Source organism: Stenotrophomonas sp. YJH_SMC_64, assembly GCF_059371375.1.
Window position 1 is genome coordinate 44,796 of sequence record NZ_JCAFUN010000002.1, and the last position, 24,396, is coordinate 69,191.

The 24,396-nt window shown below is 65.0% G+C and carries 26 protein-coding genes, 5 tRNA genes and 1 pseudogene; 9 read left to right on the top strand and 23 right to left on the bottom strand.

What is annotated here, in order from left to right; translation table 11 throughout:
- Positions 1-213 precede the first annotated feature (213 nt).
- Complete coding sequence (locus AC5P9L_RS01870; protein ID WP_099497499.1) at positions 214-1,290, top strand: alpha/beta hydrolase family protein; 1,077 nt, start codon at positions 214-216, stop codon at positions 1,288-1,290.
- A gap of 259 nt (positions 1,291-1,549) precedes the next feature.
- On the opposite strand, the gene AC5P9L_RS01875 is transcribed toward AC5P9L_RS01870, so the two are convergent.
- Together AC5P9L_RS01875 and AC5P9L_RS01880 are read right to left on the bottom strand one after the other, a co-directional pair.
- Positions 1,550-1,819 (bottom strand): hypothetical protein, encoded by a 270-nt coding sequence (locus AC5P9L_RS01875; protein WP_005408911.1) that lies wholly within the window; start codon positions 1,817-1,819, stop codon positions 1,550-1,552.
- A gap of 124 nt (positions 1,820-1,943) precedes the next feature.
- Complete coding sequence (locus tag AC5P9L_RS01880) at positions 1,944-2,171, bottom strand: hypothetical protein (RefSeq protein ID WP_227415193.1); 228 nt, start codon at positions 2,169-2,171, stop codon at positions 1,944-1,946.
- A gap of 290 nt (positions 2,172-2,461) precedes the next feature.
- Between AC5P9L_RS01880 and AC5P9L_RS01885 the strand changes: the two genes are divergently transcribed.
- Positions 2,462-3,103, top strand: coding sequence for a flavin reductase family protein (locus tag AC5P9L_RS01885; protein ID WP_262101691.1), 642 nt, complete (start codon positions 2,462-2,464; stop codon positions 3,101-3,103).
- Between the two features lie 10 nt (positions 3,104-3,113).
- On the opposite strand, the gene AC5P9L_RS01890 is transcribed toward AC5P9L_RS01885, so the two are convergent.
- The 3 genes from AC5P9L_RS01890 to AC5P9L_RS01900 all read right to left on the bottom strand — a co-directional run bounded on the left by AC5P9L_RS01890 (position 3,114) and on the right by AC5P9L_RS01900 (position 4,823).
- Positions 3,114-3,659, bottom strand: coding sequence for a DUF4124 domain-containing protein (locus AC5P9L_RS01890; RefSeq protein ID WP_049449127.1), 546 nt, complete (start codon positions 3,657-3,659; stop codon positions 3,114-3,116).
- A gap of 74 nt (positions 3,660-3,733) precedes the next feature.
- Complete coding sequence (locus AC5P9L_RS01895) at positions 3,734-4,186, bottom strand: GNAT family N-acetyltransferase (protein WP_231914702.1); 453 nt, start codon at positions 4,184-4,186, stop codon at positions 3,734-3,736.
- Between the two features lie 139 nt (positions 4,187-4,325).
- Positions 4,326-4,823 carry a GNAT family N-acetyltransferase gene (locus AC5P9L_RS01900; protein ID WP_111189152.1) on the bottom strand — a complete coding sequence of 166 codons (498 nt, stop codon included), beginning with the start codon at positions 4,821-4,823 and terminating at the stop codon, positions 4,326-4,328.
- A gap of 107 nt (positions 4,824-4,930) precedes the next feature.
- Here AC5P9L_RS01900 and AC5P9L_RS01905 point away from each other — a divergent pair, with 107 nt between their 5' ends.
- A complete protein-coding gene (locus AC5P9L_RS01905) occupies positions 4,931-5,335 on the top strand; it encodes an NUDIX hydrolase (protein WP_108270455.1) in 405 nt (134 codons plus the stop codon).
- A gap of 172 nt (positions 5,336-5,507) precedes the next feature.
- On the opposite strand, the gene AC5P9L_RS01910 is transcribed toward AC5P9L_RS01905, so the two are convergent.
- Both AC5P9L_RS01910 and AC5P9L_RS01915 read right to left on the bottom strand, forming a co-directional pair.
- A complete protein-coding gene (locus tag AC5P9L_RS01910; protein WP_227415191.1) occupies positions 5,508-5,738 on the bottom strand; it encodes a YybH family protein in 231 nt (76 codons plus the stop codon).
- Positions 5,739-5,952: 214 nt separating this feature from the next.
- Positions 5,953-6,313 (bottom strand): annotated as a pseudogene (locus tag AC5P9L_RS01915) (hypothetical protein); the annotation flags it as partial.
- A gap of 1,185 nt (positions 6,314-7,498) precedes the next feature.
- Here AC5P9L_RS01915 and AC5P9L_RS01920 point away from each other — a divergent pair.
- Entirely contained in the window at positions 7,499-7,993 is a 495-nt protein-coding gene (locus AC5P9L_RS01920) for a hypothetical protein (protein WP_143566029.1), read from the top strand.
- Between the two features lie 140 nt (positions 7,994-8,133).
- Here AC5P9L_RS01920 and AC5P9L_RS01925 read toward each other — a convergent pair whose 3' ends face one another.
- The gene (locus AC5P9L_RS01925; protein ID WP_100443203.1) at positions 8,134-8,367 is read right to left on the bottom strand and encodes a hypothetical protein; all 234 of its coding nucleotides are present in this window, start codon (positions 8,365-8,367) and stop codon (positions 8,134-8,136) included.
- 28 nt (positions 8,368-8,395) lie between these two features.
- Here AC5P9L_RS01925 and AC5P9L_RS01930 point away from each other — a divergent pair, with 28 nt between their 5' ends.
- Positions 8,396-8,647, top strand: coding sequence for a hypothetical protein (locus AC5P9L_RS01930; RefSeq protein ID WP_157806719.1), 252 nt, complete (start codon positions 8,396-8,398; stop codon positions 8,645-8,647).
- A 504-nt stretch (positions 8,648-9,151) separates the two neighbouring features.
- Here AC5P9L_RS01930 and AC5P9L_RS01935 read toward each other — a convergent pair.
- From AC5P9L_RS01935 to AC5P9L_RS01945, 3 genes are all read right to left on the bottom strand, one after another.
- Positions 9,152-9,225 (bottom strand) — tRNA-Cys (locus AC5P9L_RS01935).
- A gap of 66 nt (positions 9,226-9,291) precedes the next feature.
- A tRNA-Gly gene (locus AC5P9L_RS01940) sits at positions 9,292-9,367 on the bottom strand.
- Between the two features lie 142 nt (positions 9,368-9,509).
- Positions 9,510-9,585 (bottom strand) — tRNA-Gly (locus AC5P9L_RS01945).
- A gap of 130 nt (positions 9,586-9,715) precedes the next feature.
- On the opposite strand from AC5P9L_RS01945, the gene AC5P9L_RS01950 reads away from it, so the two are divergent.
- The 4 genes from AC5P9L_RS01950 to AC5P9L_RS01965 all read left to right on the top strand — a co-directional run bounded on the left by AC5P9L_RS01950 (position 9,716) and on the right by AC5P9L_RS01965 (position 12,843).
- On the top strand, positions 9,716-10,117 hold the full coding sequence (locus tag AC5P9L_RS01950; RefSeq protein WP_043034356.1) for a hypothetical protein: 402 nt from the start codon (positions 9,716-9,718) through the stop codon (positions 10,115-10,117).
- Entirely contained in the window at positions 10,110-10,583 is a 474-nt protein-coding gene (locus AC5P9L_RS01955; protein WP_100443202.1) for a hypothetical protein, read from the top strand. The genes AC5P9L_RS01950 and AC5P9L_RS01955 overlap by 8 nt, the downstream gene beginning before the upstream one ends.
- 115 nt (positions 10,584-10,698) lie before the next feature.
- Positions 10,699-12,399: a hypothetical protein gene (locus AC5P9L_RS01960; protein ID WP_043034358.1), complete on the top strand. Its 1,701-nt coding sequence runs from the start codon at positions 10,699-10,701 to the stop codon at positions 12,397-12,399.
- Positions 12,400-12,843 (top strand): hypothetical protein, encoded by a 444-nt coding sequence (locus AC5P9L_RS01965; protein ID WP_043034359.1) that lies wholly within the window; start codon positions 12,400-12,402, stop codon positions 12,841-12,843.
- Between the two features lie 6 nt (positions 12,844-12,849).
- On the opposite strand, the gene AC5P9L_RS01970 is transcribed toward AC5P9L_RS01965, so the two are convergent.
- From AC5P9L_RS01970 to kdsB, 12 genes are all read right to left on the bottom strand, one after another.
- The gene (locus AC5P9L_RS01970; RefSeq protein WP_111118174.1) at positions 12,850-13,770 is read right to left on the bottom strand and encodes an HlyD family secretion protein; all 921 of its coding nucleotides are present in this window, start codon (positions 13,768-13,770) and stop codon (positions 12,850-12,852) included.
- The gene (locus tag AC5P9L_RS01975; protein ID WP_012479691.1) at positions 13,767-14,495 is read right to left on the bottom strand and encodes an ABC transporter ATP-binding protein; all 729 of its coding nucleotides are present in this window, start codon (positions 14,493-14,495) and stop codon (positions 13,767-13,769) included. Before AC5P9L_RS01975 ends, AC5P9L_RS01970 begins: the two co-directional genes overlap by 4 nt.
- 10 nt (positions 14,496-14,505) lie before the next feature.
- Positions 14,506-15,645, bottom strand: coding sequence for an ABC transporter permease (locus tag AC5P9L_RS01980; RefSeq protein WP_033835993.1), 1,140 nt, complete (start codon positions 15,643-15,645; stop codon positions 14,506-14,508).
- On the bottom strand, positions 15,642-17,105 hold the full coding sequence (locus tag AC5P9L_RS01985) for an efflux transporter outer membrane subunit (protein WP_111118175.1): 1,464 nt from the start codon (positions 17,103-17,105) through the stop codon (positions 15,642-15,644). The genes AC5P9L_RS01980 and AC5P9L_RS01985 overlap by 4 nt, the downstream gene beginning before the upstream one ends.
- 369 nt (positions 17,106-17,474) lie before the next feature.
- Positions 17,475-17,550: transfer RNA gene (locus tag AC5P9L_RS01990), tRNA-Gly, on the bottom strand.
- A 115-nt stretch (positions 17,551-17,665) separates the two neighbouring features.
- Positions 17,666-18,772, bottom strand: coding sequence for an NAD(P)/FAD-dependent oxidoreductase (locus AC5P9L_RS01995; RefSeq protein ID WP_049459966.1), 1,107 nt, complete (start codon positions 18,770-18,772; stop codon positions 17,666-17,668).
- A 138-nt stretch (positions 18,773-18,910) separates the two neighbouring features.
- Positions 18,911-18,986 (bottom strand) — tRNA-Gly (locus tag AC5P9L_RS02000).
- A 235-nt stretch (positions 18,987-19,221) separates the two neighbouring features.
- Positions 19,222-19,848: a CDP-diacylglycerol--glycerol-3-phosphate 3-phosphatidyltransferase gene (pgsA, locus tag AC5P9L_RS02005; protein WP_012510614.1), complete on the bottom strand. Its 627-nt coding sequence runs from the start codon at positions 19,846-19,848 to the stop codon at positions 19,222-19,224.
- An 18-nt stretch (positions 19,849-19,866) separates the two neighbouring features.
- Positions 19,867-21,711: an excinuclease ABC subunit UvrC gene (gene uvrC / locus AC5P9L_RS02010; protein WP_005408879.1), complete on the bottom strand. Its 1,845-nt coding sequence runs from the start codon at positions 21,709-21,711 to the stop codon at positions 19,867-19,869.
- Positions 21,708-23,120 (bottom strand): hypothetical protein, encoded by a 1,413-nt coding sequence (locus AC5P9L_RS02015; RefSeq protein WP_012479687.1) that lies wholly within the window; start codon positions 23,118-23,120, stop codon positions 21,708-21,710. The genes uvrC and AC5P9L_RS02015 overlap by 4 nt, the downstream gene beginning before the upstream one ends.
- Positions 23,117-23,605 (bottom strand): low molecular weight protein-tyrosine-phosphatase, encoded by a 489-nt coding sequence (locus AC5P9L_RS02020; RefSeq protein ID WP_005408877.1) that lies wholly within the window; start codon positions 23,603-23,605, stop codon positions 23,117-23,119. Before AC5P9L_RS02020 ends, AC5P9L_RS02015 begins: the two co-directional genes overlap by 4 nt.
- Positions 23,602-24,375, bottom strand: coding sequence for a 3-deoxy-manno-octulosonate cytidylyltransferase (gene kdsB, locus AC5P9L_RS02025; protein ID WP_049397615.1), 774 nt, complete (start codon positions 24,373-24,375; stop codon positions 23,602-23,604). Before kdsB ends, AC5P9L_RS02020 begins: the two co-directional genes overlap by 4 nt.
- Between the last annotated feature and the right edge of the window lie 21 nt (positions 24,376-24,396).

Below are 24,396 nucleotides of genomic sequence, written 5' to 3' on the forward strand. Positions count from 1 at the left end.
ATCCGCCTTCCCGGGCGGGTTGCAGGGCCGTGACGACCGCGCGCTACCCCGCCTTCCCTTGGGGAATGCGGATAATCGACGCGATGACGTGCGGAGCCATGCCACCAGCGTAGAGCGCCGCCTGTACGGCCCGCAATCCCCTGCGGCAGTGCAGCGCGCGCAACATTCCGCTGGCATCTATGCTCGGCGCCATTCCCGCATGGAATGACCACGATGCGCCCCTTGCTTCGATGTGCCCTCGCCCTTGGCCTGCTGCATGCTTCGACGGCATCGCTGGCAGCACCAACCACGGCACCACGCACGCTCAGCGGCGAGCTGCAGGGCGCCCCCTGGCGGCTGGATGTACCGGCAGACTGGAACGGCGACCTGGTGATGCTGGCCCATGGCTATGAGCCCGTGGGCGTGCCACGCACCACGCCGATGGCCGCCGGTGACAGCACCGCAGCACTGCTGGGCGCGGGCTACGCCGTCGCGCAGAGCGCGTATTCCAGCCAAGGCTGGGCGGTGGCCGAGGCGATCACCGACATGGAACACCTGCGACAGCATGCCCTGGGTGAACTCAAGCGCGTGCGACACACCTGGATGCTGGGCTTCTCGATGGGTGGTGCCGTAACCATTGGCAGCCTCGAGCGTTTCCCGCAGCACTATGCCGGTGGTGTGTCGCTGTGCGGCGCCAATCTCAGTGGCGAACAGATCGCGGCCGACCTGCTGACCACACTGGTCGCGTTCGATTATTTCTTCCCCAAGGCTGAGGGGCTGCCGGTCACCGGGTTGGCGTCGCGCGAAGCAGCCATGCTGCCCCAGAGCGAGCTTTACCAGGGCATCGTCACCGCGCTGCAACGCGACCCGGCGCATGCCGCGTTGCTGGCGCAGCGGCTGCAGGTTTCCCCCGATGAAGTGGCCGGCACGATCAGCCTGCACGCCCTGGTCCTGCACGAGCTGGCCACACGCAGCGGTGGCATGCCGGTCGGCAACAGGGGCATGGTCTACAGCGGCTTCGGCGATGACGCCGCATTCAACGCCGGGGTGCGGCGCATCGATGCTGTACCTGCCGCGCAGGCCAGGGTGCGCGCGACGCTGGCGCTGACCGGCGCACTGCAGCGCCCGCTGGTGATCCAGTTCAACCACAACGACCCGACCATCGTGCCGCACATGCAGACGGTGTATCCGCAGTTGGCCGCACACGCCGGTGCGCGGCCAGCGCCACGGGTACTGCCATCGGTGGGCGAAGGACATTGTGGCTTCTCTGAAGCACAGGTTGTCGATGCCTTGAAGACAGTGCAACGCTGAGTCCATCGCGTAGCGAAACGCGTCCGCCACGCTGGTAACGCTTACGGTGCAGGGACCCGCGCAGCATGTGCCGCCTCCCCTCGATCTGACCGCGCACCTGTTCGGCATGCCCGAAGGCGAGTGGCTGGGCTTCGACATGTCGGTGCCGTTTGGCCACCCGGGTGTCGGCCGACCAGCACAGTGCCGTTCGATGCGCGCGGTCAGATCGGCGCGCTCGGCCAGGTCTTGGCCGTGCGCCCGTAGCCGCAGCAGGCGGGGATCAGCCGCCCAGCGTGCCCATCGTGAAGGTGTAGCCCGAGCTCATCAGGAATTCGCGCATGCGCATTTCCGCGCGCCGCGGTGAGGCCAGGTTGGCCGGCGCATACAGGGCATACACCAGGCCCGATCCCTCGATATGTTCGCGGCGGACCTCGCAGCGGGCGGTTTCCGAGGCTATCACCCATCCGTCCTTCAGCCGCTCCGGCCCGATGGATTGCCCGTTCTTCAACCGAAAGGTCAGCCAACGCACATCTGCCATGATTTTGCTCATTTCCGATTCGCTCCGTGCCCGAAGCGACCCGTGATGTCCTTGCTCGCCATTGCAGCTCCCTGAGACGTGGAACTCGACCATAACGCCTTGCCATGTCGCGGGTGACTGAGACTGGCCGCGCCGCTCAGGTCGCCAGGTTGAAGAGCCGCCACAACGCCTCGCGCCCGGGTGGCGTCAGCCGTAGTTCGCGCCGGCCCTCGACGCGCCGCAGCCAATCGTTGTTCACGAAACTGTCCAGCATCGCCTCACCGACCAGCCCTGCCAGGTGTGGCCGCCGTTCGGTGCAGTCCAGGCAGCCACGGCAGTAGCGCGCCGGGTTGGCCGCCACCGGCTGCTGCAGGAGCTCGCGCAACGGCAGGCCCAGTCCGGCAAGGCCTGCGCAGGTGCGTGCTCGCCGTCTGCGGCGTTACCCCGGCCACGCGCGCCAGCTCCATCGCGGTGTAGGCCCGTCCATCCATCAACTGCAGCAGCATGGCGGCACGCGCCTGGTCCCCGACCAGGGCACCGACACTGACAAGGGAACCGGAGGTGTGGACCATGCCCCATTGTGGCATGCCGTCATCTGCCAACAGTTCGATGCAGGCCGAAGCGTCAGCAGCCGACTGCGCGGCACAGTGCTCGCCCGCAACCGCGAGACCTGCCGTGAAGACCGCTTCGATCCATCGCCGCCGCATCACCCCTTCGGTCCTGTACCCAGGCACGCCCGTGCTGCTGATGACCACGTTGAATGACGACGGCAGCAGCAACATCAGCCCGCTTTCTTCGTTCTGGGCGCTGGGCAACCGGGTAGTGCTGGGTCTCGGTACGCAGGGCCAGGGCTATCGCAACCTGCAACTGCGCAACGAGTGCGTGCTGAACTTCCCCTCATCCGCACAGGCCGCACAGGTCGAGGCAATCGCGCGGGCAACCGGCTGTAACCCGGTGCCGACCGCCAAGCAGGCGATGGGCTACGTGCACGTGCGCGACAAGTTCGCACTGGGCGGATTCACTGCCGTCGTGTCGACGCATGTTGCTCCGATGGCCATTGCCGAGTGCCCGCTGCAGGTGGAGGCCACCGTCATGGCGATGCATCCACCCGGCGAGGATGATAGCCAGGGCTTCGTGATCGTCGAAGGCCGCATCCGCTGCGTGCATGCGCACGAAGACATCACCGTGGACGGCACCCAGCACATCGATGTGGCGCGCTGGAAACCGCTGATCTACCTGTTCCGGCACTACCTGGGCGTGAGCGCGCCGGTCGGGCGCAACTTCCGTGCGGAGACACCCATGCGCCTTCCCGCCTAGCGGGAACGACTCATGGCGTACCCGCGGGTACGTTGCTGAACTTGTCGCGCACCGAGCGCTCGCGTTCACGCCGGGTCGAGGCGCACTGTTCGCGCGCACTCGCCATCTGAGTATCCGCCGCCATCCGCTCGGCACTCAACGATTGCTGCAGGCTGGCAATCTGCGTACGGATGCCCGAGTCACGGGTTGCGCCGGCCAGGTTGTTGCTCGACGCGGCCATCTGCCGGTTCAACTCGGCGATCTGCCGACCGATCTGCTGGCTGCGCGACTCCAGCGGACCGTAGATGCGCGAGCGCTCGCCCTGCACGCAGTTGCGCTCGGCGATACCAGCGTCGGCCAGTTCGGTGTTCTGGTACACCGCCGCGCGGTTCGATGCCTCCCCCGCCGTTTCCATGGAGGAACGGCTGGAACGCAGCTTCATGGGTTCAGCGCCGGCAGCACAGGGATTCTGGCTGTATACCGTTTCACCGGAAGCGCCCTTGCACTTGTAGACCTGGGCCGATGCCAGCGGGAAACACCCCAGCAGCATCATCGCCATCACTACCTTCCCCTTCATCCTGCACCGCTCCCTGGTTCATTGGACAACCGCCACGATACGGTGGTTTGGTGGTGACTGCACGCTGGCGCCGTTCAGACCGTTTCGCCCTGCAGATCGAGCAAGGCCGTGGTCCAGCGGCGCGCTCCCAGCGTGGCCACCATGCCGCCGCGGTAGACGAACCTGCGTACGTGGCCGTCTTCAATGAAGCAGGTCTCGTTCTGCATCGGTACATAGCCCGCAGAGGCATAGTGCCGATGATCCAGGGCGAACAGCACGGCGAAATCGATACCGTGCCGGCGCAGCTCTGCATGGGCCGCTTCGATCAACCGCGAGGCAATGCCCTGCCGGCGAACGTCGGCACGCACCACCACGCCGCCAATCAAGCCCATGCGTTCCGGCTCGCCGTCCAGCAGTACGTTGCGTTCGTACAGCGCGAGATGTGCGACAACGTGATCACCTCCCATCGCCAGGACTAGAGCGACCGGCCCCGGGATGGCGTAGCCCTCGCCCTGCATGTCCGGGAAAGCCTGGCGGAGCAGATCCACCGCCTGCTGACGGTGTTGCGGCGCTACGCTTTGCCAGCGGCATACCTGAACGTGCATTGCCCTATCTTCGTCGAATGAATGTGTGTCCAGGCCCTTCGTGCCAAGGAAACATGACCGGGCTCGCAGTAACGTTTCACTGTCAGTGCAATGTGATCCAGTACGAGACGATATCCGTGTAGATGCCCTCGCGCTTGACTGCGCGCGGCTCCCTGCCGAGTACGCTGAAACCCAGCGATTCATACAGCCCGCGCGCAGCAGCATTGTCCTCCAGCACCGTGAGGGTGAGCGATTCAATGCCCTCGGCGCGCGCAGATGCAAACGCAGCAAGAAGAAGGTGGCGGGCGATACCCTGGCCACGGTGGCCGGTGCCCACATGGACACTGTGCACTTCCGCCGTATGCCGTCGCGCCGTCCGCATCGGGCGTACGTAGCGCAGGAAGCCCGCAAGCTTGCCGTCGATGAAAGCGCCGAAATAACGCGTCCCGGGATCAGCAAGCTGGGCGCGCATCACGTCTGCTGTCTCATTCTGCGCCTCGGCCAGCGTGGACAGGAACGCAGCGGGCGACTCGCGAAGCGCCTGCAACCGCGCCTGCCAGAGAATGTCGGCGTCGTCAGCACCAAGTTGCCGGATGACCATGCGACACACCCGCGAGGTTGTTGATGCACAGGTGCCCAGCCTAGCGCGGGTTCGCCTGATGCGGCGTGCATGCAAGAATGAAAACCGTCCCTACTTCATTCACCGCCATGACTGAACTGCAGATTCCCCGCGTTGGATGCGGCGCCGTCGTCCGTGATGCCGACGGCCGCATCCTGCTGATCCAGCGCGGACGCGATCCGGAGCGCGGGCATTGGGGCCTGCCCGGCGGCAAAGTCGACTGGATGGAAACGGTGGAGGCTGCCGTGGTCCGCGAAGTCCGCGAGGAGACCGCCTTGGAAGTGCAGCTGCTGCGCCTGCTGTGCGTGGCCGATCATTTCGAGCCGGCGCTTGCGCAGCACTGGGTCGCGCCGATCTACGAGGCGCGGGCACCTGCGGGTGCCGAGGCTTCCATCCAGGAGCCGGGCGTGCAGACCGGGCTGGGCTGGTTTGCCGGGGATGCTCTGCCCCAGCCGCTGACGCAGGCCACGGTGCAGGCGCTGGCCAGGCTGTAGCCGATCAGGCCACGACCAAGGCGGCACGGATGCCGCCCGGCCTTGCGGCTCACTCGATCGGAAGACCGTGCATCTTCAGGAACGAGAGTTTGTCCCAGTAGCCGCGCTGGAACGTGATCAATCCTCCGTCAACCGTGAAGAAGCCGCATCCACGCAGGCCAAGAGGGTCGCGTCATTCCAGCGCAGCGACATTGCCGGCCTCATGGATGACTTCGGGAATGCAGACCATTTCAGCAGTGCTGAATTCACGCTCGAAGGTGGCACGGATCGCATCGCGGCCCTTGATCGGGTCCTGGGTGACCTGGTGATTGATCGCGTCGGGGTGATACAGCTCCGCCAGGCCAGCAGCATCGCCTGCGTTGAAGCGCTCGATCCAGGTTTCCACGATGTGTCTGGGAGTCATCCGCATGAAGTCCGCTAAGGCCCAGACCCGATCATAGCGCTCGTACAGCACATTCCAGACCGCAGAAAAACGAAAAGCCCTGCCCGGAGTCAGGGCTTTTCAATTGGAGGCCTCAAGCGGAATCGAACCGCTGTAAACGGATTTGTAATCCCAATCAAATCCTTACTCATCAATAGCCTGAGCGGAGGCGACACCGGCCCAACCGCCCCAACCGATCGAGTGCTGCCTTGATCCGCTCAACCGCCTTCGCTCTGGCCTCGGCCAGGCGTCGGGCCTGTTGCTGCTGTTCGCGGGTCGGCGGCAGACCGGGCAGTGGCGGGGGCAACTGGATCGGCGTGCTGTCGGTCAGCCGGGCGACGGCCTCACGCAGAGGCAGCTCGGGATACAGCCGGGCCGCGCACCAGCGTTCCGCGTAGCGCTTCGCCTGCCGGACGTTGGCCGCGCGCCCCCTTCACCTGCCCCATCTTCTGGCCTTCCATCCACAGGCGCACCCCAAGGGGAGTGACGCCGGCCGTCTCCTGACCGTTCTACCAGAGCGCCCAGCGCTCACCGGTCTGGACCCAACCAGAGGGAATGGGCGCAGTGCAGAAGCCCTGGTAACCGTAGGAAGGGAAGGACGCATGGCCAGAAGGACACGACCGGCCACCGCGTCAACGATTCGACAAGGCGCGCCCAAGTCCCCGGCCTGTAACTGAGCCAGTCGCCGATGCCGCAAAGCTCCCACCAGCCACTATTGTGAACAAAAAATGAACTTCAGTTGCACCTTGGCCGGGGGTGGTTCCGCCCGTCGCCGTTTACAAATAGAGGTCTGTAAAGCACTTGGCACTCGGAGACACCCCAGATCGAGCACCATCTATGCCCCCCCCTGTACACGCACTACGTTCATCAGCAACAAAGGAGCGCTATGAGTCGACGGATCAAAGCCCTGAGCCTCGCTGTACTAGCCATGCTGGCAGGAGCGGCAGTTTGGTACGGAACAACCGCACCGAGTACGCAGCCAAACAAAGCCGCCTCATCGTCAGAGCCATCCAGCGCTCTGGAGCACGCCACTCGAGGGCCCGCGATCTCCGCCTCGCGGCCGGTCTCTTCAAGATCCACACCAGGGTCTGCGGCCAACAGATTAGTTCGTGTGCGGCAACTGTCCGGACGCGCGTACGCAGTGGAAGACTATGGACCAATCCCACCAGGGACAGTGCACGAAGTCATTTCAAGACTTTCGCCGTTGGCATTAGCTGGTGATGCGACAGCGTCCTACGGAATATTCCAGAAGCTCAATGAGTGTAAGGACATCAATCGACGCGCGTCTCGAGGCGTCGCACTTCACGCTTCCGAGAATGTCGCGACCGCGTGCATTGAACTATCCGCTGAAGATGAACTGAGTTCCAGTAGATGGCTCTCGCTTGCAGCAGAGCAGGGGAACATTGGAGCACGACTCCTTTATGCCGCGGACTCACAATCCGCCCTTGGAGGACCAGCGGAGCTGCTTCGCAATCCAGACCGCACGAAGGAATACAAGCAGACAGCTGTTGGCTATCTGCAAGAAATGGCAAACCAAGGCAGTGCGGACGCACTCCTACAGCTTGGTAATGCCTATCACGCTGGTGTACTTGTCGACGAGGACCGAGTTACAAGCAGAGCTTACTTTGAAGCAGTTCGTCTCGCAGATCCGTCGATAGTGCCAGCTCGACAAGTTAGTACCTTGGACAAATCGCTAAGTGCAGAACAGCTGAACTTGGCACTTCGAAAGGGAAATCAACTCTATGACTCATGCTGCAGATAAGAAGTTCTTCCGCATCCCCCGCCGCAAGGCCATTCTACTTCTGATAGTCGTCGCTGCGATCGCACTCGCAGCAAGCACGTTCGCTTTCGAACGCGGCCCCTACTTCTGCACCGATTGTCACGTCGAATCACCGGTACCCGACGCAAGAACCCTAGAGGTCATTAAAGACTCGCGGGCACCAATCGACTATGTGCCATTCTTTGCGTGGGCGACTGGAACAACGTACCAGATATGCAATCCCACCCACTGCACCGTCTATCACGAGAATTTTGAATCCAATTGGGTGGGCGAAGGCCGGACCCCTCGCGAGGGTGTTATGCCCGAGCCAATCTACGAAGGCGGCGGCGTGGAGACTGGCGGAGGCGGCACCGAGAATGGGGGTGGCGGAGTTGGCGTCGGTGGCACCAACTTTGGCGGTGGATGTGTCGGCAACTGCAGTGGCAGGATAGATGTCGGCCCAGTCCAGCAAATTTGATTTACCGATGCAAAGCCCAGCTCACTCAACGAGCAGGGCTTTTCTCACAAATGCCACGCGCGCCGGTCATCCTGACCAGATTCCAGTAGGCAGCGATGATCCGGGCGTAATAGCACATACGCTTCTCCTGTGAGGAGTATTTAGATGGTGACCTCCATCACTGGAAGGTTGGGAGCCGCTTCAATCAGGCGACCACCTCGAACCCAGACGTTGTAAGGAATGGTTTGCCGCCGCTGGCCGAAAGCCCGCACCTGTACCCCGTCATACGTCGTCAGCTTGCTGGTGCCATCACTGTTGTGCGCGGTGACGGTCGCCAGCAATCGAGGATTGCTGCTGACCAGTTCGCCGAATTGATCCCAAAGGTCAGTTCGCATCGTTGTAGTGCCTTTCGAGGGTTACGGTGTGCTCGATCACAACATCAACGCGCAGCGACTCGCACTGCCCATGCCATCTCCCCGCAGCGCCAACCACTTCCACCAGGTCCAATGGCATGACTGGGCCGACCTCACCTGGCTTAATCGGCTTGGGGAACAGCGGCATAGTGAGGTCGACGGCCGCTTGCTCACTTCGTTCACCAAGGATGTTCCGCCCGCGCTCGGCGCCGACGGCAGCAGCATGATCAGTGGGCTGCTGACCTGCTGTGCGAAAAGCTGACCTGCCTCACCGTCCTTGCGTACTTTGCAGGTGACGCCCTTTCCCGGCAGCTCACCAGTGACCACCACCGCATCGTGCAGCGGTTCGCTACGCATCTGGAGGCTCTCGGCAAGGACGATGTCCTCCTGCACAACGTGATCAGGAGGTGATTCCCGCCAAAGCTACGGGCTGACTGGATAGCTGGCCCGAACCCGCAACACCGGCTGCGCCGGGTCGGACTGCACACCACCGCGACACTTGCCCCGGCCAAGCCGCTGATGGCATCGAGAGGCGTGTTCGCGTCGCAGATTCTCCGCTGCCGCCTCGGTGTTGGCTAGCTCCTCCGGCACCACGCCGCGGTCAAGCAGCACGTCCAGACGACGTACATACTCGTTCCTCGGCTTCATAGGACCTGCTGACAACGGGTGGCAAACAGATGATTTCATGGCCGAATCAGGAGATTCTGCACAAAGGCATCGAACGCCACGCAAAAAAAAGCCCTGACCGGAGTCAGGGCTTTTCAATTGGAGGCCTCAAGCGGAATCGAACCGCTGTAAACGGATTTGCAATCCGGTGCATAGCCACTCTGCCATGAGGCCAACGTACTGCGCGCCAGGAACTGGGCCCTGACAAGACAAAACCCCATGATGGGGCCTGTCGGAACATGGAGCGGGAAACGAGACTCGAACTCGCGACCTCAACCTTGGCAAGGTTGCGCTCTACCAACTGAGCTATTCCCGCGTAAGCCGACATGCTACCGGAAATCCGGAAAACACACCAGCGATTTCACATTTCTGACTGCGCGCAAAGCCTTGTGGCCCAACGTGCCCCGCCTTGCCGTGGCGGGAGAAAAACAAGGCCCCTGCCGGGGCCCTGTAGAATCTGGAGCGGGAAACGAGACTCGAACTCGCGACCTCAACCTTGGCAAGGTTGCGCTCTACCAACTGAGCTATTCCCGCAGATTCCGTTCGACCTGCGTCGAAGGAGCGCTATTGTGTCCAAATTCCTTCACGCCGTCAACAGTCTTCACATCATGCAGTCACGGGCGTCCGCAGTGGGGTACGCTGCCCCGCCCGGCCCCGTTCGCCCATGCTCCTTCGCGGCACGCCTCTGTTGATCGCCCTGCTGCTGCATCTGCTGGTGGCCCTGCTGTACTGGGCGCTGATGCCGATGGGAATGAACTGGTATCGCGACCATTTCGGCTTTGCTTCACATCGTGACATCGGCCTGGGCATCGCCCAGTTCTATCTGTTCTGGATGTTCATTGGCGCCCAGCCGCTGATCGCGGTGCTGCGGCCACTGTTTGCCAAGCTGCTGGTGCTGGCGATTCCCCTGGCGTTCGCGAGTTGGACACTGATGCACAACCATCCGCTGCGCCTGCTGTACTTCACCCTCGGGCCCGGCCTGCTGGCACTGGCCGCGATCGTCACAACCGCGTGGTATGCATCACGCAAGCGCCTGCCTGCCACCACGGACACCGCCGATGCCTAGACGCTACGTCCGCCTGTTCTGGTTGCTGGTTGCGTTGACCTGGCTGGCGCTGATCGCCGCACTGGTCAATGCCGGCTTCACCCCAGACTACTGGCTGCTGCATCACCTGGAAGGCGCCGAGTCGCCCTACCCGACCAGCACTGTCATCGTGTTCGCGTTGCTGGGCACCGTCGAACTGGTGGTAGCCGCCTTGATCGTGCGGCCGTGGCGACTGAAACGACTGTGGCTGCGCCTGCTGATCGCCTTCGCCCTGCTGCTGGCATGGTCGGTGCCGTGGATGCTGTCAGCCATGCACCAGCCGCCGGTACACGGCATGCATCTGCTGTGGTTGTTGATGCTGGACGTGGGACTACTGCTGGCGCTGTGCTTGGTGTCGGCGGTGAGCGCGTGGCGGGCTTTCATAAGCTCACCGCATGGCTTCCGCAGGGAGAAGACGCGCAGAGATGGCCTACGCATTTCAGAATAGTTGCATGGACCCGCAGCGGACCGGCGAAGGACAGTACCTGACCCGAGGCCCACAGAGCCGGCAATACTTTCACTGTCGCTGCTCTGCATATGCCTCTGCCAAACCGGGATAATTCATGCAGCAGTCGAGCCAGCAGGCATCACAGCTCCCCGACGACGCGGATCCGCTTGAGGCAGCGTTACCAGCGATGGCTGGAGACCGGCCGATTACTCCCCTGGAACTTGCCACGCGACTTTCCGCAGCCTGCCCCTTTCAGGTCGTCCGATACGCCGACATCAAGGGTGAGGTACCGCAGGACTCAACATACGCACCAGAGCACTACGTCTGGGGTGATCCCGATGAGTTAGTTCTCTTGGTTGATGGCGACCTCAAGCTCGACACGCTGGACCTGGACGACCCGCTGGCCCCGTGGCGGGAAGAAGATCTTGGTGCGTACATCCGTTTCATCCTGGTTCGCGGCAATGCAGAGATAGCGCGCCATGTTCACAGCCTTGAAACCGACGGCGCATGCGGATTGCTTGTCTCGGGCGACCTGACGACAACCAATGCCATCGCCGGCGGACAGGAAATCCGCGTAGGCGGCAACCTGCTGATACGCGAGCTGTTCTGGGGCGACTACAACCACGGGGAACTGCACGTGGTCGGGAACACCCAGGCAGCGCTTCTCATTCAGACCGACTACTCCATGCAATTCGATGGCTCGGTTCACTGCATTCGCAGGATGGACGACGAAGCCATCATTGACGACGGAATTGAGCAGATCATCGAGCCCGATTGCCTCTCACGCGAATCCGAGGGTCCGGACAGCTTCTGGTCACTGGATGCAGGAGCCATGCTGCAAAGGCTCACTGCCGGGAAGAGCGTCATCCGTGCGGAGGGTCTGTCAGCGCCGGACCCGACGCTATGCACAGTGAACCTGTTTGGCGATGCAACTGTCAGCCCAGAAAGTCTGCTACGCGTCTGTGGAGAAGACATGCTTCCCATGGATACCCGGACCTATGAATTCCACCGCAGCGGCATCTCACTTCTAGCAAGTGCGGACAACACCGACGCCGACGCCCGCGCATACACCGTGCAGATGGAAGATCCATCGAAGAACATCGCTGCACGCCTCGTAATGCGGCGCACTGAAGCGACCGCCAGCACCACAGCCTCTCACATGGGAGGTGCTGGATCTGGTTGGAGCCTATTGAAATACGTCTGCAGCGATGCTGGACAAGTTCAGCCCGAATGGGACGAGGTGGAGTCACACGACATCCAGCCCCCCTTCATCGCACTTATCCTCGACGGGTGGCGATTTCTTAAGGAAGGCGCATCGAACCGCCAAAGGACCACGGAGACAATTTCAGCGGCCGAGATACGCGATCTCCTGGCGCTTCCGATCTGCCAGCCATACGACGACTACGGCGATGGTGAACGTTGCGGATTCTGGGTGGGTCACTGTCATGCTGCATTTCGCCAAGAGAAACGCGGGCCTGGCCGCGAGGAGCCCATGCTCCGCCTTTCACGGGAACTTCAACAGGTCGACGGTAGCAGCGTCATCGAAAGCTACTACTACTGCATTGAGACATGCATGGATGGAGGGGAGCGCGTTCACATTCGTTACAAGGCAGACCTGCGCACTGAAGACTCGCCGGTTCAGATAGATCCCGTCGGAGGGGAGGCGCTGGCCGACGCACTACACCTGTTCAAGCGTGGCGCAAGGGAAATGCGCGGCACAAATTCGGGCTTACTGAAAGGAAGAACACCCTACCTCGCGAAAGACCATGCGTTCGCGATGAACTTCTGGAAGCAGCAGGGATACCTGCCCGAGTAGATGCCAAACCTCTTTCAGAAACCGACGGCAATCCAGGTCTTCTGGCTATCCGCATCCGTTGTATGGCTGCTACTGGCGTTCGCACTCATCCATGCCGGCTTCAAGCCAGACTACTGGCAACTGCGTCACACCGAGTCTGGAACACTGCCTTACCCCACAAGTTCAGTCGTCACCTTAACGCTGATCATTCTGGTGGAGATTGTTGCCCTGGGCCTGATCGTGCAGCCATGGCGATTTCACCGTCTGTGGCTGCGAATGCTTGTCTGCGCCTTCCCCTGGCTGGGCTGGACAACACTCTGGGGCGTGACCGCCATGCATCAGTCTCCCGTGCGCGATGTGCACCTGTTCTGGTTGCTTGCAACCAGCGGCATCCTTCTTCTGGCGCTGCTGGTCGTGGTCCCGGCCTCCGTCTGCCCGCGCCTACGCCGCTGGCTCAACGGCTGACCGGACCTACTTCCGGAACTCCACCCGCACATGCTGGCCGAAGCGCGCCTTGGCCTCGCCATCGAACTCCAGTACACACTCCACTACCTTGGCCACGCCACGCCCTGCATCTTCAGGCAGGCGTGCCTGCGCGAACACAGGGCTGATGCGCACCACGCGTGCGGACGGCAGCGTGCCGGTGTTCTCGGCACCATCGCTGTCCGGCACCACGGTAGCCTTCATGCCCACCTGCACGGCATCGGCATAGGCGGCGCTGAGTTCGGCACGTACCTGCAGCGGGCGCGCGGGCAGCAGGGAGATCGCCGGCTTGCCCGCCTGCACGAAAGCTCCGAGGCCAGGCACCTGGCCGACCACGGTGCCGGCTTCCGGCGCGCTCAGCGACATCTGCTGCAGTTTCAGCCTGGCGTGTTCCAGCTTGTGCTGGGCCAGGTCGACCTGCGCACCGGCCACGTCAACATCGGCGCGCACACCCGCCAGCTGCTGCTTGGCCGCATCGGCCTGCTGGTTGGACGACACGCCTTCGCTGGCCCCCGTGGAAAGGCGAGTAGCGTTGCGCTCCAGTTCGCGCAGCTGCGCCTGACTGCCCTTCAGGCGGTCATTGGCCAGGGCGAGATCGGCGCTGGCCATCGCCACCTCCTGCTGCAGCAAGGCACCATCCAGCGACAGCAGCAGCTGCCCCTTCTTCACCGTGGCGCCTTCCTTCACCGGTGCGGCGGTGATCGAGCCATCCACCGGCGGTGCCAGCGCGATCAGGCCACCCTCGACGTCGATGATGCCGCGCGCCACCGCGACCTTGCCGACGGCGGTTGCACCGGCCTTGCCCGAAGGCGACTGTGCAGGCGCAGGCGCGTCCCTGGAACAGGCGCCGAGCAGCAGTGCCGCGGACAGGGCCAGGCTGAGGGGAAGCAGGTGCGACGTCTTGGTCATGGGGCGGACTCTACAGTTTCGTTCTGGCGGCGGTCATCACGGACCATGCCGTCTTCCATGGCGATCACCCGATCGGCATGCCGGATCAGGCGCGGATCGTGGCTCACGCACAGCACGGTGGCGCCATGCGCACGTGCGTAGCGATGCAGGATGTCGATCACGCGCTGGCCGTTCTCGGCGTCCAGCGCGCTGGTGGGTTCGTCTGCGAAGATCAGCGTCGGCGACTTGGCGAAGGCGCGGGCAACGGCCACACGCTGCTTCTCGCCGCCGGACAGCTGCGCCGGGCGCATGTGACTGCGGTGGCTGAGGCCCACTTCTTCCAGCGCCTTGCGCGCCAGCGGTTCGCTTTCGCGATTGCGCATGCCGCGGTAGCCCAGCGGCAGCTGCACCTGCTCCAGCGCAGTCAGTGCCGGGAACAGATTGAAGCCCTGGAACACGAAACCGACATGGTGCAGGCGGAAGCGCTCCACCTCGCTTCGGGTCATGTGCCCCACATCCTGGCCAAGTGCGTGCACGCGGCCACCATCGGGCGCGGACAGGCCGGACAGCAGCGACAACAGCGTGCTCTTGCCGCAACCCGACGGGCCCGATACCAGGGTCAGCTCGCCAGGATAGATGTCCAGCGACAGGCCGCGCAGCACCGGCACCTGCACATCGCCGGACATGAAGCCCTTTTCAAGTGCATCGGCCCGCAGGGTCGGGGCGACGGCGCGTGTGGAAGTCATCGGCCGGTCCTCAACGCAGCAGCAACGATGGATCGGAGCGGACGACACTGCGCACCGCCATGATGCTCGACAGCATGGCCATCACCGCAACCAGGGCAACACAGCCAAGGATCACCATTGGCGTCAGCTGCACCGGCACGCGCTGGGTCTGCGCGATCAGCAGCACCACGGTACTGAAGGCCGCCGCCAGCAACATGCCCACACCGCCGATCAGCAACGCCTGCTCGAACACCACCCGCGCCAGCGCATAGCGACCGGCGCCGAGTGCATTGAGCGTGGCGTACTCGCGAACCGAGCCAGCCACCACCGACGCGAACGACTGGTTGGTGATCACCGCGCCGACGAAGCAGACGATGACGGCCATGAACAACACCGCGATGCCGGCACCGGTGTCGAACAGCCAGTACTGCTGCGAGCGGCTGGCGAACTCCGGCGCGGTCCAGAACTCGACCGGCGTGGCCCGGCCCATCGACGCGGACAAGCGGTCACGCACACGATCGGCCAGGTCCGGCGAGCGCAGGCCCGCCACGAAGTAGGTACTGCCCTCATGTGGGTCGGTACCGGCGATGGCACGCGCAGTATCCAGCGAGGCCAGCACGTTGACGCCACCAAGGCCACGCAGGCCCGGTTGCGCGGCAACCACGCGCACGGCCTTGCCGTTGATCCAGGCACGGTTGTTCTGCAGGTCCACGCCCAGCGTATCCAGGTCGGCGCTGTCCACGATCACGGCGCCCGGTTCGCGCAGCTGTGCACGCAGGTCGGCGGGCAGGATGCGCGCGAACATCATTGCGTCGTCGCGGGTGGAGATGCCGGACAGATACACCGACACGTTGCCCGTACCCTGGGCACTGGAACGCCATTCGCCATCAACCCACTCGTAGGGTTCGACGCGGGTGACATCCGGGTCCATGCGCAGGTGGCTTTCGACATCCGCGCTGATTGCATGGCCGTAGTTGACACTCTGGGTGCCGGGGAAACCGGCCCAGATATCAGCCGAGGATGCCTTCACATAGATCGCGGCGGTACCGAAGATGCCCAGCACCAGCGCCGCCTGCACGATCAGCAGCACGCCGGCGAAGCACATCGCCAGCACCACCGGCAGGAACCGGCGCCACTCGTAGGCCAGGGTCTTGCGGGCCAGCGCGATCATTGCGCCTCGCCCTCAGCCTCGACCGGCAGCGGTGCGCCGCCAAGCGCGCGGTACAGCGATGCAAAGGCGAGCACGCGTGCGCCCTGCGCACCGATCAGGTCGACCTGCGAGGCCAGCGCGGCACGCTGCGTGTCCAGCCCGTCGAATTCGCTGGACAGGCCCAGCTGCACCTGCCGCGCCTGGCGCTTGACCTGCTGGTTGGCGGCATCATTGGCCGCACGCAGCGACTGGATGCTGCTGTCCTGGCGCGCCAGGCTGCCCAGCGCGCCTTCCACTTCGCTCACGCCTTCCAGCACGGCCTTGCGGTAGCCGAGCAAGGCGGCGTCCAGTTGCTTTTCGTCGGCATGGAACCGCGCGCGGCGCTGGCCCCAGTCCCACAGCGGAATATCGACGTACGGGCCGATCGACGGACTGGAGTCGGAATTGGAGCGCGCGTTCTGGGTAAGGTTGTAGGCGTACAGAATGGAGCCGCCGAGGCTGATCCGCGGGTACATCGCGGCGCGCGCCGAGCCCTTGCTGGCGGCGGCCTGCATCACTTCCGACTCGGCCAGCAGGATCTGCGGCCGATGGCGCAGCAGATCGGCGGGGACCTGCTGCAGCGAGAACGTGCCCAGCGTCGGCGGCGTGCGATAGGCGCGCCAGGCCGGATCCGGGCCATCTCGGCCCAGCAACACTGCCAGCGCGCGGGCCGCGTTGTCAGCGTTTTCCCGGGCCTGTGCCGTGGCCGCGCGGGTGGCGACCTGGCGTGCACGCAGGCGATCCAGTTCGCCCGGCTCGTCCAGACGCAGGCGCTGGCGGACCAGCGCCAGCTGTTCGCCGCGATCATCCACGGCCTGCTGTCGGGCCAGCAGATCCTGCTGGGCCTGCGCCACCGTCAGGTCCAGATAGCTGCGCACCACGTCGGCAATCACCGCTACCTGCGCGGCATTGCGCAGCGCCTCGGCATTGCCGGCCGAGGCCTGCGCGCTCAGCTGCGCACTCTCGGCGGCGCCGAACAGGCCCAGGTCCCAGATCGCTTCAATGCCGGCATGGAAGTAGGTATCGACAGCGGCGGCGTCCTGCACCTGCTTGGCGCTGGCGGAGATTTCCGGCAGGAAACGCGAGTCGGACGTGCCAGCGACGATCCGAACGGCCTGCAGGCGCAAGGTGGCCTGCTGCAGGTCGAGATTGCCGGCGACCGCCTGATCGACCAGGCCATCCAGCGCCGGGTCGGCCAGCACCTTCCACCACTGCCTGGCGTCCACCGCCACGCCCTGGCCCTGCGGTACCTGGGTCCAGGCGCTGGGTGTGCGATCAGGCAGGTCCGGGACGGGCACCGACATGCAGCCGGCCAGGGCCAGGGTTGCCAACAACGCACCGGGGCGCAGCACTGCCTGCAGGGAGAGTCCGCGCCCGGTCCTGGGCACTGCCACTGAAGTGATACGCCTGACCACCAGCCCGCCAACGTGTAGAAGGAGCATGAAGGCTACCGTGCGATTGTGGAGCGAACATGGAGAATTGGTCCGAAAAAGGTCACAACACGCATGCGGTTCAGGCAACGATGGCGTTGGCCTTTCGCCAGCCTTTCACTGCATGCGACGCACGGAACGCTGGTGCGACATCCGGGCCATTGCGTCTTGTTGCCAACTTCCCCGAGCCCCGCCCCTGCGGTCATCCCCACGACCGATACGCCCCGCCATTCCGATTGCGACACTAACGCTGGAATCGTCCCGCCAGGCCGCCGATATCACGCCCGCCATGACGACGCCATGGCGCGACTGTAGCGCCCCGTGCCGCCAACGTCATGACAAACGAAAAACGCCCCCTTGCGGGAGCGTTCTTCTTGAATCTGGAGCGGGAAACGAGACTCGAACTCGCGACCTCAACCTTGGCAAGGTTGCGCTCTACCAACTGAGCTATTCCCGCAGATTTCGTTCGACCTGCGTCGAAGGAGCGCTATTGTGTCGATATTGCTGCACGGCGTCAACAGGAATTTTCGCCTGCATTTCGGGGAGGCGTTCAGGCCCCCAGGACCGATACCTCAGGTTCGCAGGCCACGGCGGTGGAAGTAGACCTGCTCGGCGATGCGCCGCGTGGCCGCCGTGTGCAGCAGTGCATTGAGCGGCCAGTCGGCCTGCAGATGGTCCATCGCCCAGCGCAGCAGGCGCTTGCCATGGAATGCCGGCGCCACCCGCCGCGCCACCCGTTCCGCTTCCGGCCCTTGCCCACGCAGATGGCGGGCAATCGCCTCGCCGACCGCCCAGCCGTGCCGCCACGAGGAGTGGATGCCCCCGGCGGACAGCGGCGAGACGATGCCTGCCGCGTCGCCGGTCAGGATCACGCGTTGGCCGGTGAACGGCCCATCCGGCCGGCCGCACGGGACCAAGCCGGCGCGGGTGGCCGAGGGACGCGCCGAAGGCGGAATGCCGACCACATCGCGCACGTGGTCGAGGAAGCCATCGATATCCGGCGGCCGCACCTGTTGCGGGTCATGACGCAGCGCCAATCCCACCTGCAGCCCGGTCGGATTCTGTGCGACCCAGCCGATGTAGCCCGGCGCGTAGCGCTTGCTGACAAAGCAATGCAGCGCATTGCCTTGCGCCACCTGCAGGCCGGCGAACTCGCGCTCGACGCCGTAGAGGGTGTCGCGCACCTGGCCAAGGCCGGTGCGCTGGGCCACGCGTGAGCGTGCGCCATCAGCACCAACCAGATAGGCGCATCGCCCTGCCCCATCCACCTGCCAGCCATCACCACTGCGATGGGCATCGGTGAAAGACCGTTGCAGGCGCAGGTCGACACCATTCGCGCGCAGCTCGCTGGCCAGCCAGCGCATCAGGTTCGGTGTATCGGTGGTGAGGAAGTAATAGCCCGGCGCGGCCAGCAACACGTTGCGCAGGTTCGGCGCATACAGGCGCACGTTTGCGACCCGCTGCACCAGATGCTCGGGCATGCGCCCCAGCCAGGTCTGCTCCATCGCTTCCTTCACCACGATGCCGGTGGTGTGCAGGCGCTCGCCGGGGTCGGCCTTGCGTTCAAGCACGCAGACGCGCAGACCGTACTGGGCGGCAGCCAGTGCGCAGGCGGCACCGGCGAAGCTGGCGCCGACGATGACGACGTCGTGGTCGTAGGCGGAGAGAGTGTGAGGCATTGCGGCATCGCCGTGGAGCGTCGGAGATGCAGCTTCGAACTGCCGCGTGGTGAGGCGAAGGAGTGGCGGTGAAGTGAGGATGAAGCGTGGAACACGCAAACGAAAAACGCTCCCTTGCGGGAGCGTTTCTCTTGAATCTGGAGCGGGAAACGAGACTCGAACTCGCGACCTCAACCTTGGCAAGGTTGCGCTCTACCAACTGAGCTATTCCCGCTTGGGAGGCGAAATTTTACCTATTCCAAGGATGGCGTCAAGCGCTTTTTTCAGGGTCTGTGAGGCGCCTTGCACCGCCTATCCACGCATGGCGTGGATCTACTACAGCGTCTCCGCAAACTGATGGATCCGCCCCCTCCGTGGATGCGGCATTTCCAATAGATCCACGCCATGCGTGGATGGCAGCAACCGTGGGGTCAGAGCCCTTTCCTGCGGAAAGGGATCCGACCCCGGGCTCAGTTGCCCAGCTTCTTCTGCCGCGCACGCTCGCGCGCAGCGCGCTCGTCATCGCGCAGGCTCGGCCAGGCGGCGTGCAGGTACTGCAGTCCCGACCACAGGGTCAGCACCGCGGCAATCGCCAGGGTCCAGTCGCCGATATGGAACACCGGCCAGCCCATCCAGATGTCTTCCACCGGCACGTTCGGGGCCACCGAGTACAGCAGGCACAGCAGCGCGACCATCTGCGCGGTGGTCTTGACCTTGCCGATCATCGCCACGCGCACCTTCGCACGCTGGCCCAGCTCGGCCATCCATTCGCGCAGCGCCGATACCGCGATCTCACGGCCGACGATGACCGCCGCCCAGAACGCCATCCACGGCGTCGGATGGCCCTGCACGATCAGGAACAGTGCCACTGCCACCATCAGCTTGTCCGCGACCGGGTCGAGGAAGGCGCCGAAGGCCGACTCCAGCTGGTAACGGCGAGCAATCCAGCCGTCGAGCCAGTCGGTGATCGCGGCCAGGCCGAAGATCGCCGCCGAAGCGAAGTTGGTCCAGGTGTAGGGCAGGTAGAACACCAGCACCAGCACCGGGATCATCACGATCCGCAACAACGTCAGCCAGGTGGGCAGGGTCAACTTCATGCTTGCGTGCTTCTCTCTCTACTCGGCCGCATCAGGCGTGGCCAACCCGTGCAGGTTAGCGTAGATACGTGCCGCGAGGGCGTCATTGATGCCTTCCACCTTGGCGATTTCCGCTTCGCCAGCGGCTTTCAGGCCCACCAGGCCGCCGAAATGCTTGAGCAGGCTGGCGCGGCGGCGCGGCCCGATACCGGGAATGTCCTCCAGCTTGCTGGTCATCCGCGCCTTCTGCCGGCGGCCGCGGTGGCCGGTGATGGCGAAGCGGTGCGCCTCGTCGCGCACCTGCTGGATGAACTGCAGCGCCGGGTTGGCGGCGCCGGGGCGCAGCTCGCGGCCGTCGGGCATCACCAGCGCTTCATGCCCAGCGCGCCGCTCCACGCCCTTGGCCACGCCCACCAGCAGCACACCTTCCACGCCCAGGTCGGCCAGTGCGGCCTGCGCCTGCGCCAGCTGCCCGGCGCCGCCGTCGATCAGCAGCACGTCCGGCAGCACGCCCTGCTCTTCCACCGCACGGCGGAAACGGCGGTCGATGGCCTGGCGCATGGCGGCGTAGTCATCGCCTGGCTCGATGCCGCTGATGTTGAAGCGGCGATACTGCGCGCGCACCGGACCGGCAGCGTCGAACACCACGCACGAGGCCACGGTAGCCTCGCCCAGGGTGTGGCTGATATCGAAACACTCGACCCGCTTGACCGGCTCGGCCAGGCCCAGCATCTCGCGCAGTGCGTCGCTGCGCGCATGCTGCGCGTTGCGGCTGTTGAGTTCGGTGGCCAGGGTCAGCTGCGCGTTGCGGCTGGCCAGTTCCACGTAGCCGGCGCGCTCGCCGCGCACGTTCCACTTCAGCTGCACCTTGCGCTCGGCCGAGGCCGACAGCGCGGCGACCAGCAGGTCGGCATCGGGGATCTCGCGGTCCAGCAGGATCTCGCGCGGTGGCTCGAATTCGATGTAGTACTGCGAGACAAACGCGGCCAGCACTTCCTCCGGGCTTTCTTCACCATTGGTGCGCGGGAAGAACGGGCGGGTGCCGAGGTTGCGGCCATCACGGAAGGCCAGCAGCAGCACGCAGGCCTGCGAGCCCTGCATGGCCACCGCCAGCACGTCCAGGTCGGCAGCACGGCCATCCACGTACTGGCGGGTCTGCATGCTGCGCAGCGAGGAAATCAGGTCACGCAGGCGCGCGGCCTGCTCGAATTCCAGTGCCTCGCTGGCGGCCTGCATCTGCTCGCCCAGCTCGCGGGTCAGTTCGTCGCTCTTGCCTTCCAGGAACAATGCAGCGCGACGCACCGATTCGGCGTACTCGGCAGGCGCCACCAGCTCCACGCAGGGCGCGCTGCAGCGGCCGATCTGGTACTGCAGGCACGGCCGCGAGCGGTTGCGGAACACGCTGTCCTCGCAGCTGCGCAGCTTGAACAGCTTGTGCATCAGGTTCAGCGTTTCGCGCACCGCAGTGACGCCGGGATACGGCCCGAAGTAGCGGCCGGGAATGGCGCGCGGGCCGCGATGCAGCGCGATGCGCGGCCAGTCCTCGCGGGTCAGCAGCACATGCGGGTAGGTCTTGTCGTCGCGCAGCGAGACGTTGTAACGCGGCGACAGCGACTTGATCAGCTGGTTTTCCAGCAGCAGCGCCTCGGCTTCCGAGCGCGTCACCGTCACGTCCATGCGCACGATCTGCGAGATCATCGACATGATCCGCGCATTCTTCGGGCTGCCGTTGAAATAGCTGCCGACTCGGTTACGCAGCGCACGCGCCTTGCCGACATACAGCAGGGTGTCGTCGGCCGCGTACATGCGGTACACACCGGGGGCGGTACTGAGCTGGGCCGCGAAGGCCTTGCCGTCGAAGGCCGGGGCGGGAACGTCGGTCATTCGCTGATCGGCACTTCGCTGAGCACGCCGCTTTCGGGGTCGAATCGCAGTATGGCGTGGGCGTCGGTCTCGGCGATCCACACCGCACCGGCACCCACGGCCAACCCGGCCGGGCCGTGCAGGCGGCGCGGCAGCGGCTGGGTGGTCAGTTCGCCACCGCCCAGACGCAGCGTGCGCAGGCGGCCATTGCCGGTATCGGCAATCCATAGCAGCGGCGCATCCGGACTCAGCGCGATCGCCTGTGGGAACTGCAGGCTGGCCTGCGCGCGCGGGCCATCTTCGTCACCGAAACGCCAGGGGCCCTGCCCGACCAGCGTCTGCACCAGATCCCCGCGCAGCTGCAGTGCACGGATCGAGGAGCCCAGCGCATCGGCCACGTACAGCACCTGCTGCACCACGGCCAGTGCAGTCGGTTGAGCAAACGCGGCCAGATGGCCGCTGCCGTCACGCTCGTCGATGGCACCGCTGCCGGCACGCCATTGCAGGCTGCGCTGACCCAGGTGGTAGCTCCAGATACGGTTGTCGCCGGCCATGGCGATGTGCAGCTGGTTATCGGCGATGGCGAGGCCGACCGGGTGGTCCAGCGAGACCTGCCGCGCCTGTGCTACCGGGCCCTCCACCGGCGCACCGGGGCGGCCATTGCCGCACAGCGTGTCGACGATGCCGGTCAGCAGGTTGATGCGGCGCACGGCATGGTTGCCGGTGTCGGCCACGTACAGTGCGTCGCGCTCAAGCACCAGCGCCTGCGGGCGATGGAACGCCGCTTCGGCGAGGTTGCCGTCCATGAAATCGGCCGTCCCCAGCCCGAACTGACGCAGGATGCGGCCGCCGTGGCTGCATTCGAGGATGCGGTGATGCCCACTGTCGGCGATGTACAGGCGTTCGGTGCTGACCGCCAGGCCCAGCGGAAAACGCAGGGCCTGCCGCGGCTCCGGATGCAGCTCGGTACCGCCGCGCGGCGGTGCCGACGGCGCGCCGTGGCACAGCGCATTCAACGCACGCTCAAGATCTCCCGGAGCCCCCAGCCCGACCAGCCGTTGCTGCTCGCGACCCTGCGCGTCCAGCAGCACCACGGTCGGCCACGATGTGATGCCGAAGCGACGCCAGCCATCCCAGTCGGCATCGAGCAGGACCGGCATTGACAGCCCCTGGCGGCGCAGCAGTTTGAGTGCGGCGCCGGCGTCACGCTCGAAATCGAAGCGGGGTACCTGCAGGACCAGCGGCTGCAGCATGCCAGGGTGACGCGACAGCCATTGACTGAATTCGGCCAGGCGCTGCGCGCTCCAGGCAGAAGCGGCGTTGACGAACAACAGCGCCACCGGCCGACCGCGCAGTTCGGTCAGGGTACAGGGGGCGGCATTGAGCCAGGTGGCGAACTCGGGCAGGTCCGGGACGGGCTGGACGTTCATGGCCCGATTATGCCGGAGTCGGCGTCATGCAACAGTCGTGCCACTGCACGTTTTGCAGCATTGTCGACCAGCGTCCAGACCTGTTCGAAGTGATCGCTGCCGCCGGTGTAGGGATCCGGGATGGCCGCCTGCCCCTCCCCGCCCGACCAGGGCAGGTACAGCGCCAGCCGCTCACGCTGGGCGGGTGCCACCAAGCGTCCCGCGTCCCGCAGGTTCGCCTCGTCGGCGCACAGGATCCAGTCGAAGCGGTCGAAATCAGCGGCGTGCAGCTGGCGCGCACGCAGGCCGCCGATGTCCACGCCGTGCCCGGCCGCGCAGGCGATCGCACGCCGGTCCGGCGGCTCGCCCACATGCCAGTCACCGGTGCCGGCCGAATCCACCTGCACGCGCCCCGCCAGTGGCGAAGCGTCCAGGCGTGCGCGGAGCGCGCCTTCGGCCATCGGCGAACGGCAGATGTTGCCGAGGCAGACGACCAGCAGCTTCATCGGGCAGCCAACGTCTGCAGCAGTGCTTCGGCGCGCTCCAGGTCCTCGGGCGTGTCGATGCCCGCCGGGAATGGTTCAGGCGAGATCGCCACGCTGATCGGGTAGCCGGACTCGAGCACGCGCAGCTGCTCCAGCGATTCGACCTGCTCCAGCCGACCCGGGGGCATCGCCGCGAACTGCTGCAGGAAACCGGCGCGGTAGCCGTAGATGCCGATGTGGCGCAGCCAGGCATGCCCTTCCGGCAGCACGTCGCGGCTGCGCGCGAAGCCATCGCGGTGCCAGGCAATCGGCGCGCGGCTGAAGTACATCGCCTCGTTGCGCACGTTGCGCACCAGCTTGACCACGTTCGGATCGAACAGGGTTTCTGCATCCTCCACGGTGGTCGCCAGGGTCGACATCGGCGCATTGCCTTCAACCAGCGCCTGGGCCACCGCACGGATTCCCGCAGCCGGCGCGAACGGTTCATCCCCCTGCAGGTTGACCACTACGGTGTCGTCGGCCCAGCCGGCGATGCGCGCGCACTCGGCCAGGCGGTCGGTACCGGAGGCATGCGAGGTGGCGGTCATGGCCACCTTCACCTCGGCCAGCCCGGACAGCGCGTCGGCGATGCGTTGATCGTCGGTAGCAACCCAGACCTCGCCAGCGCCGGCCTGCAGCGCGCGGCGCGCCACGTGCAGCACCAGCGGCTCACCACCCAGCAGGCGCAGCGGCTTGCCCGGCAGCCGCGAGGCGGCATAGCGGGCCGGAATGGCGACGACGAATTCGGTCATGGGGCAATACTCGGCAGGCTC

What these genes read in the sequence shown, in the direction of transcription:
- AC5P9L_RS01970 (WP_111118174.1), bottom strand. Translation starts at nt 13,770, where the DNA reads ATGACCAAGACGTCGCACCTGCTTCCCCTCAGCCTGGCCCTGTCCGCG.
- AC5P9L_RS01955 (WP_100443202.1), top strand. Translation starts at nt 10,110, where the DNA reads ATGCCTAGACGCTACGTCCGCCTGTTCTGGTTGCTGGTTGCGTTGACC.
- AC5P9L_RS02020 (WP_005408877.1), bottom strand. Translation starts at nt 23,605, where the DNA reads ATGAAGCTGCTGGTCGTCTGCCTCGGCAACATCTGCCGTTCGCCGATG.
- AC5P9L_RS01905 (WP_108270455.1), top strand. Translation starts at nt 4,931, where the DNA reads ATGACTGAACTGCAGATTCCCCGCGTTGGATGCGGCGCCGTCGTCCGT.
- AC5P9L_RS01925 (WP_100443203.1), bottom strand. Translation starts at nt 8,367, where the DNA reads ATGCGAACTGACCTTTGGGATCAATTCGGCGAACTGGTCAGCAGCAAT.
- AC5P9L_RS01910 (WP_227415191.1), bottom strand. Translation starts at nt 5,738, where the DNA reads ATGACTCCCAGACACATCGTGGAAACCTGGATCGAGCGCTTCAACGCA.
- AC5P9L_RS01890 (WP_049449127.1), bottom strand. Translation starts at nt 3,659, where the DNA reads ATGAAGGGGAAGGTAGTGATGGCGATGATGCTGCTGGGGTGTTTCCCG.
- AC5P9L_RS01975 (WP_012479691.1), bottom strand. Translation starts at nt 14,495, where the DNA reads ATGACTTCCACACGCGCCGTCGCCCCGACCCTGCGGGCCGATGCACTT.
- AC5P9L_RS01995 (WP_049459966.1), bottom strand. Translation starts at nt 18,772, where the DNA reads ATGCCTCACACTCTCTCCGCCTACGACCACGACGTCGTCATCGTCGGC.
- AC5P9L_RS01920 (WP_143566029.1), top strand. Translation starts at nt 7,499, where the DNA reads ATGACTCATGCTGCAGATAAGAAGTTCTTCCGCATCCCCCGCCGCAAG.
- AC5P9L_RS01985 (WP_111118175.1), bottom strand. Translation starts at nt 17,105, where the DNA reads ATGCTCCTTCTACACGTTGGCGGGCTGGTGGTCAGGCGTATCACTTCA.
- uvrC (WP_005408879.1), bottom strand. Translation starts at nt 21,711, where the DNA reads ATGACCGACGTTCCCGCCCCGGCCTTCGACGGCAAGGCCTTCGCGGCC.
- AC5P9L_RS01950 (WP_043034356.1), top strand. Translation starts at nt 9,716, where the DNA reads ATGCTCCTTCGCGGCACGCCTCTGTTGATCGCCCTGCTGCTGCATCTG.
- AC5P9L_RS01875 (WP_005408911.1), bottom strand. Translation starts at nt 1,819, where the DNA reads ATGAGCAAAATCATGGCAGATGTGCGTTGGCTGACCTTTCGGTTGAAG.
- AC5P9L_RS01965 (WP_043034359.1), top strand. Translation starts at nt 12,400, where the DNA reads ATGCCAAACCTCTTTCAGAAACCGACGGCAATCCAGGTCTTCTGGCTA.
- AC5P9L_RS02015 (WP_012479687.1), bottom strand. Translation starts at nt 23,120, where the DNA reads ATGAACGTCCAGCCCGTCCCGGACCTGCCCGAGTTCGCCACCTGGCTC.
- AC5P9L_RS01980 (WP_033835993.1), bottom strand. Translation starts at nt 15,645, where the DNA reads ATGATCGCGCTGGCCCGCAAGACCCTGGCCTACGAGTGGCGCCGGTTC.
- pgsA (WP_012510614.1), bottom strand. Translation starts at nt 19,848, where the DNA reads ATGAAGTTGACCCTGCCCACCTGGCTGACGTTGTTGCGGATCGTGATG.
- AC5P9L_RS01870 (WP_099497499.1), top strand. Translation starts at nt 214, where the DNA reads ATGCGCCCCTTGCTTCGATGTGCCCTCGCCCTTGGCCTGCTGCATGCT.
- kdsB (WP_049397615.1), bottom strand. Translation starts at nt 24,375, where the DNA reads ATGACCGAATTCGTCGTCGCCATTCCGGCCCGCTATGCCGCCTCGCGG.
- AC5P9L_RS01900 (WP_111189152.1), bottom strand. Translation starts at nt 4,823, where the DNA reads ATGGTCATCCGGCAACTTGGTGCTGACGACGCCGACATTCTCTGGCAG.
- AC5P9L_RS01960 (WP_043034358.1), top strand. Translation starts at nt 10,699, where the DNA reads ATGCAGCAGTCGAGCCAGCAGGCATCACAGCTCCCCGACGACGCGGAT.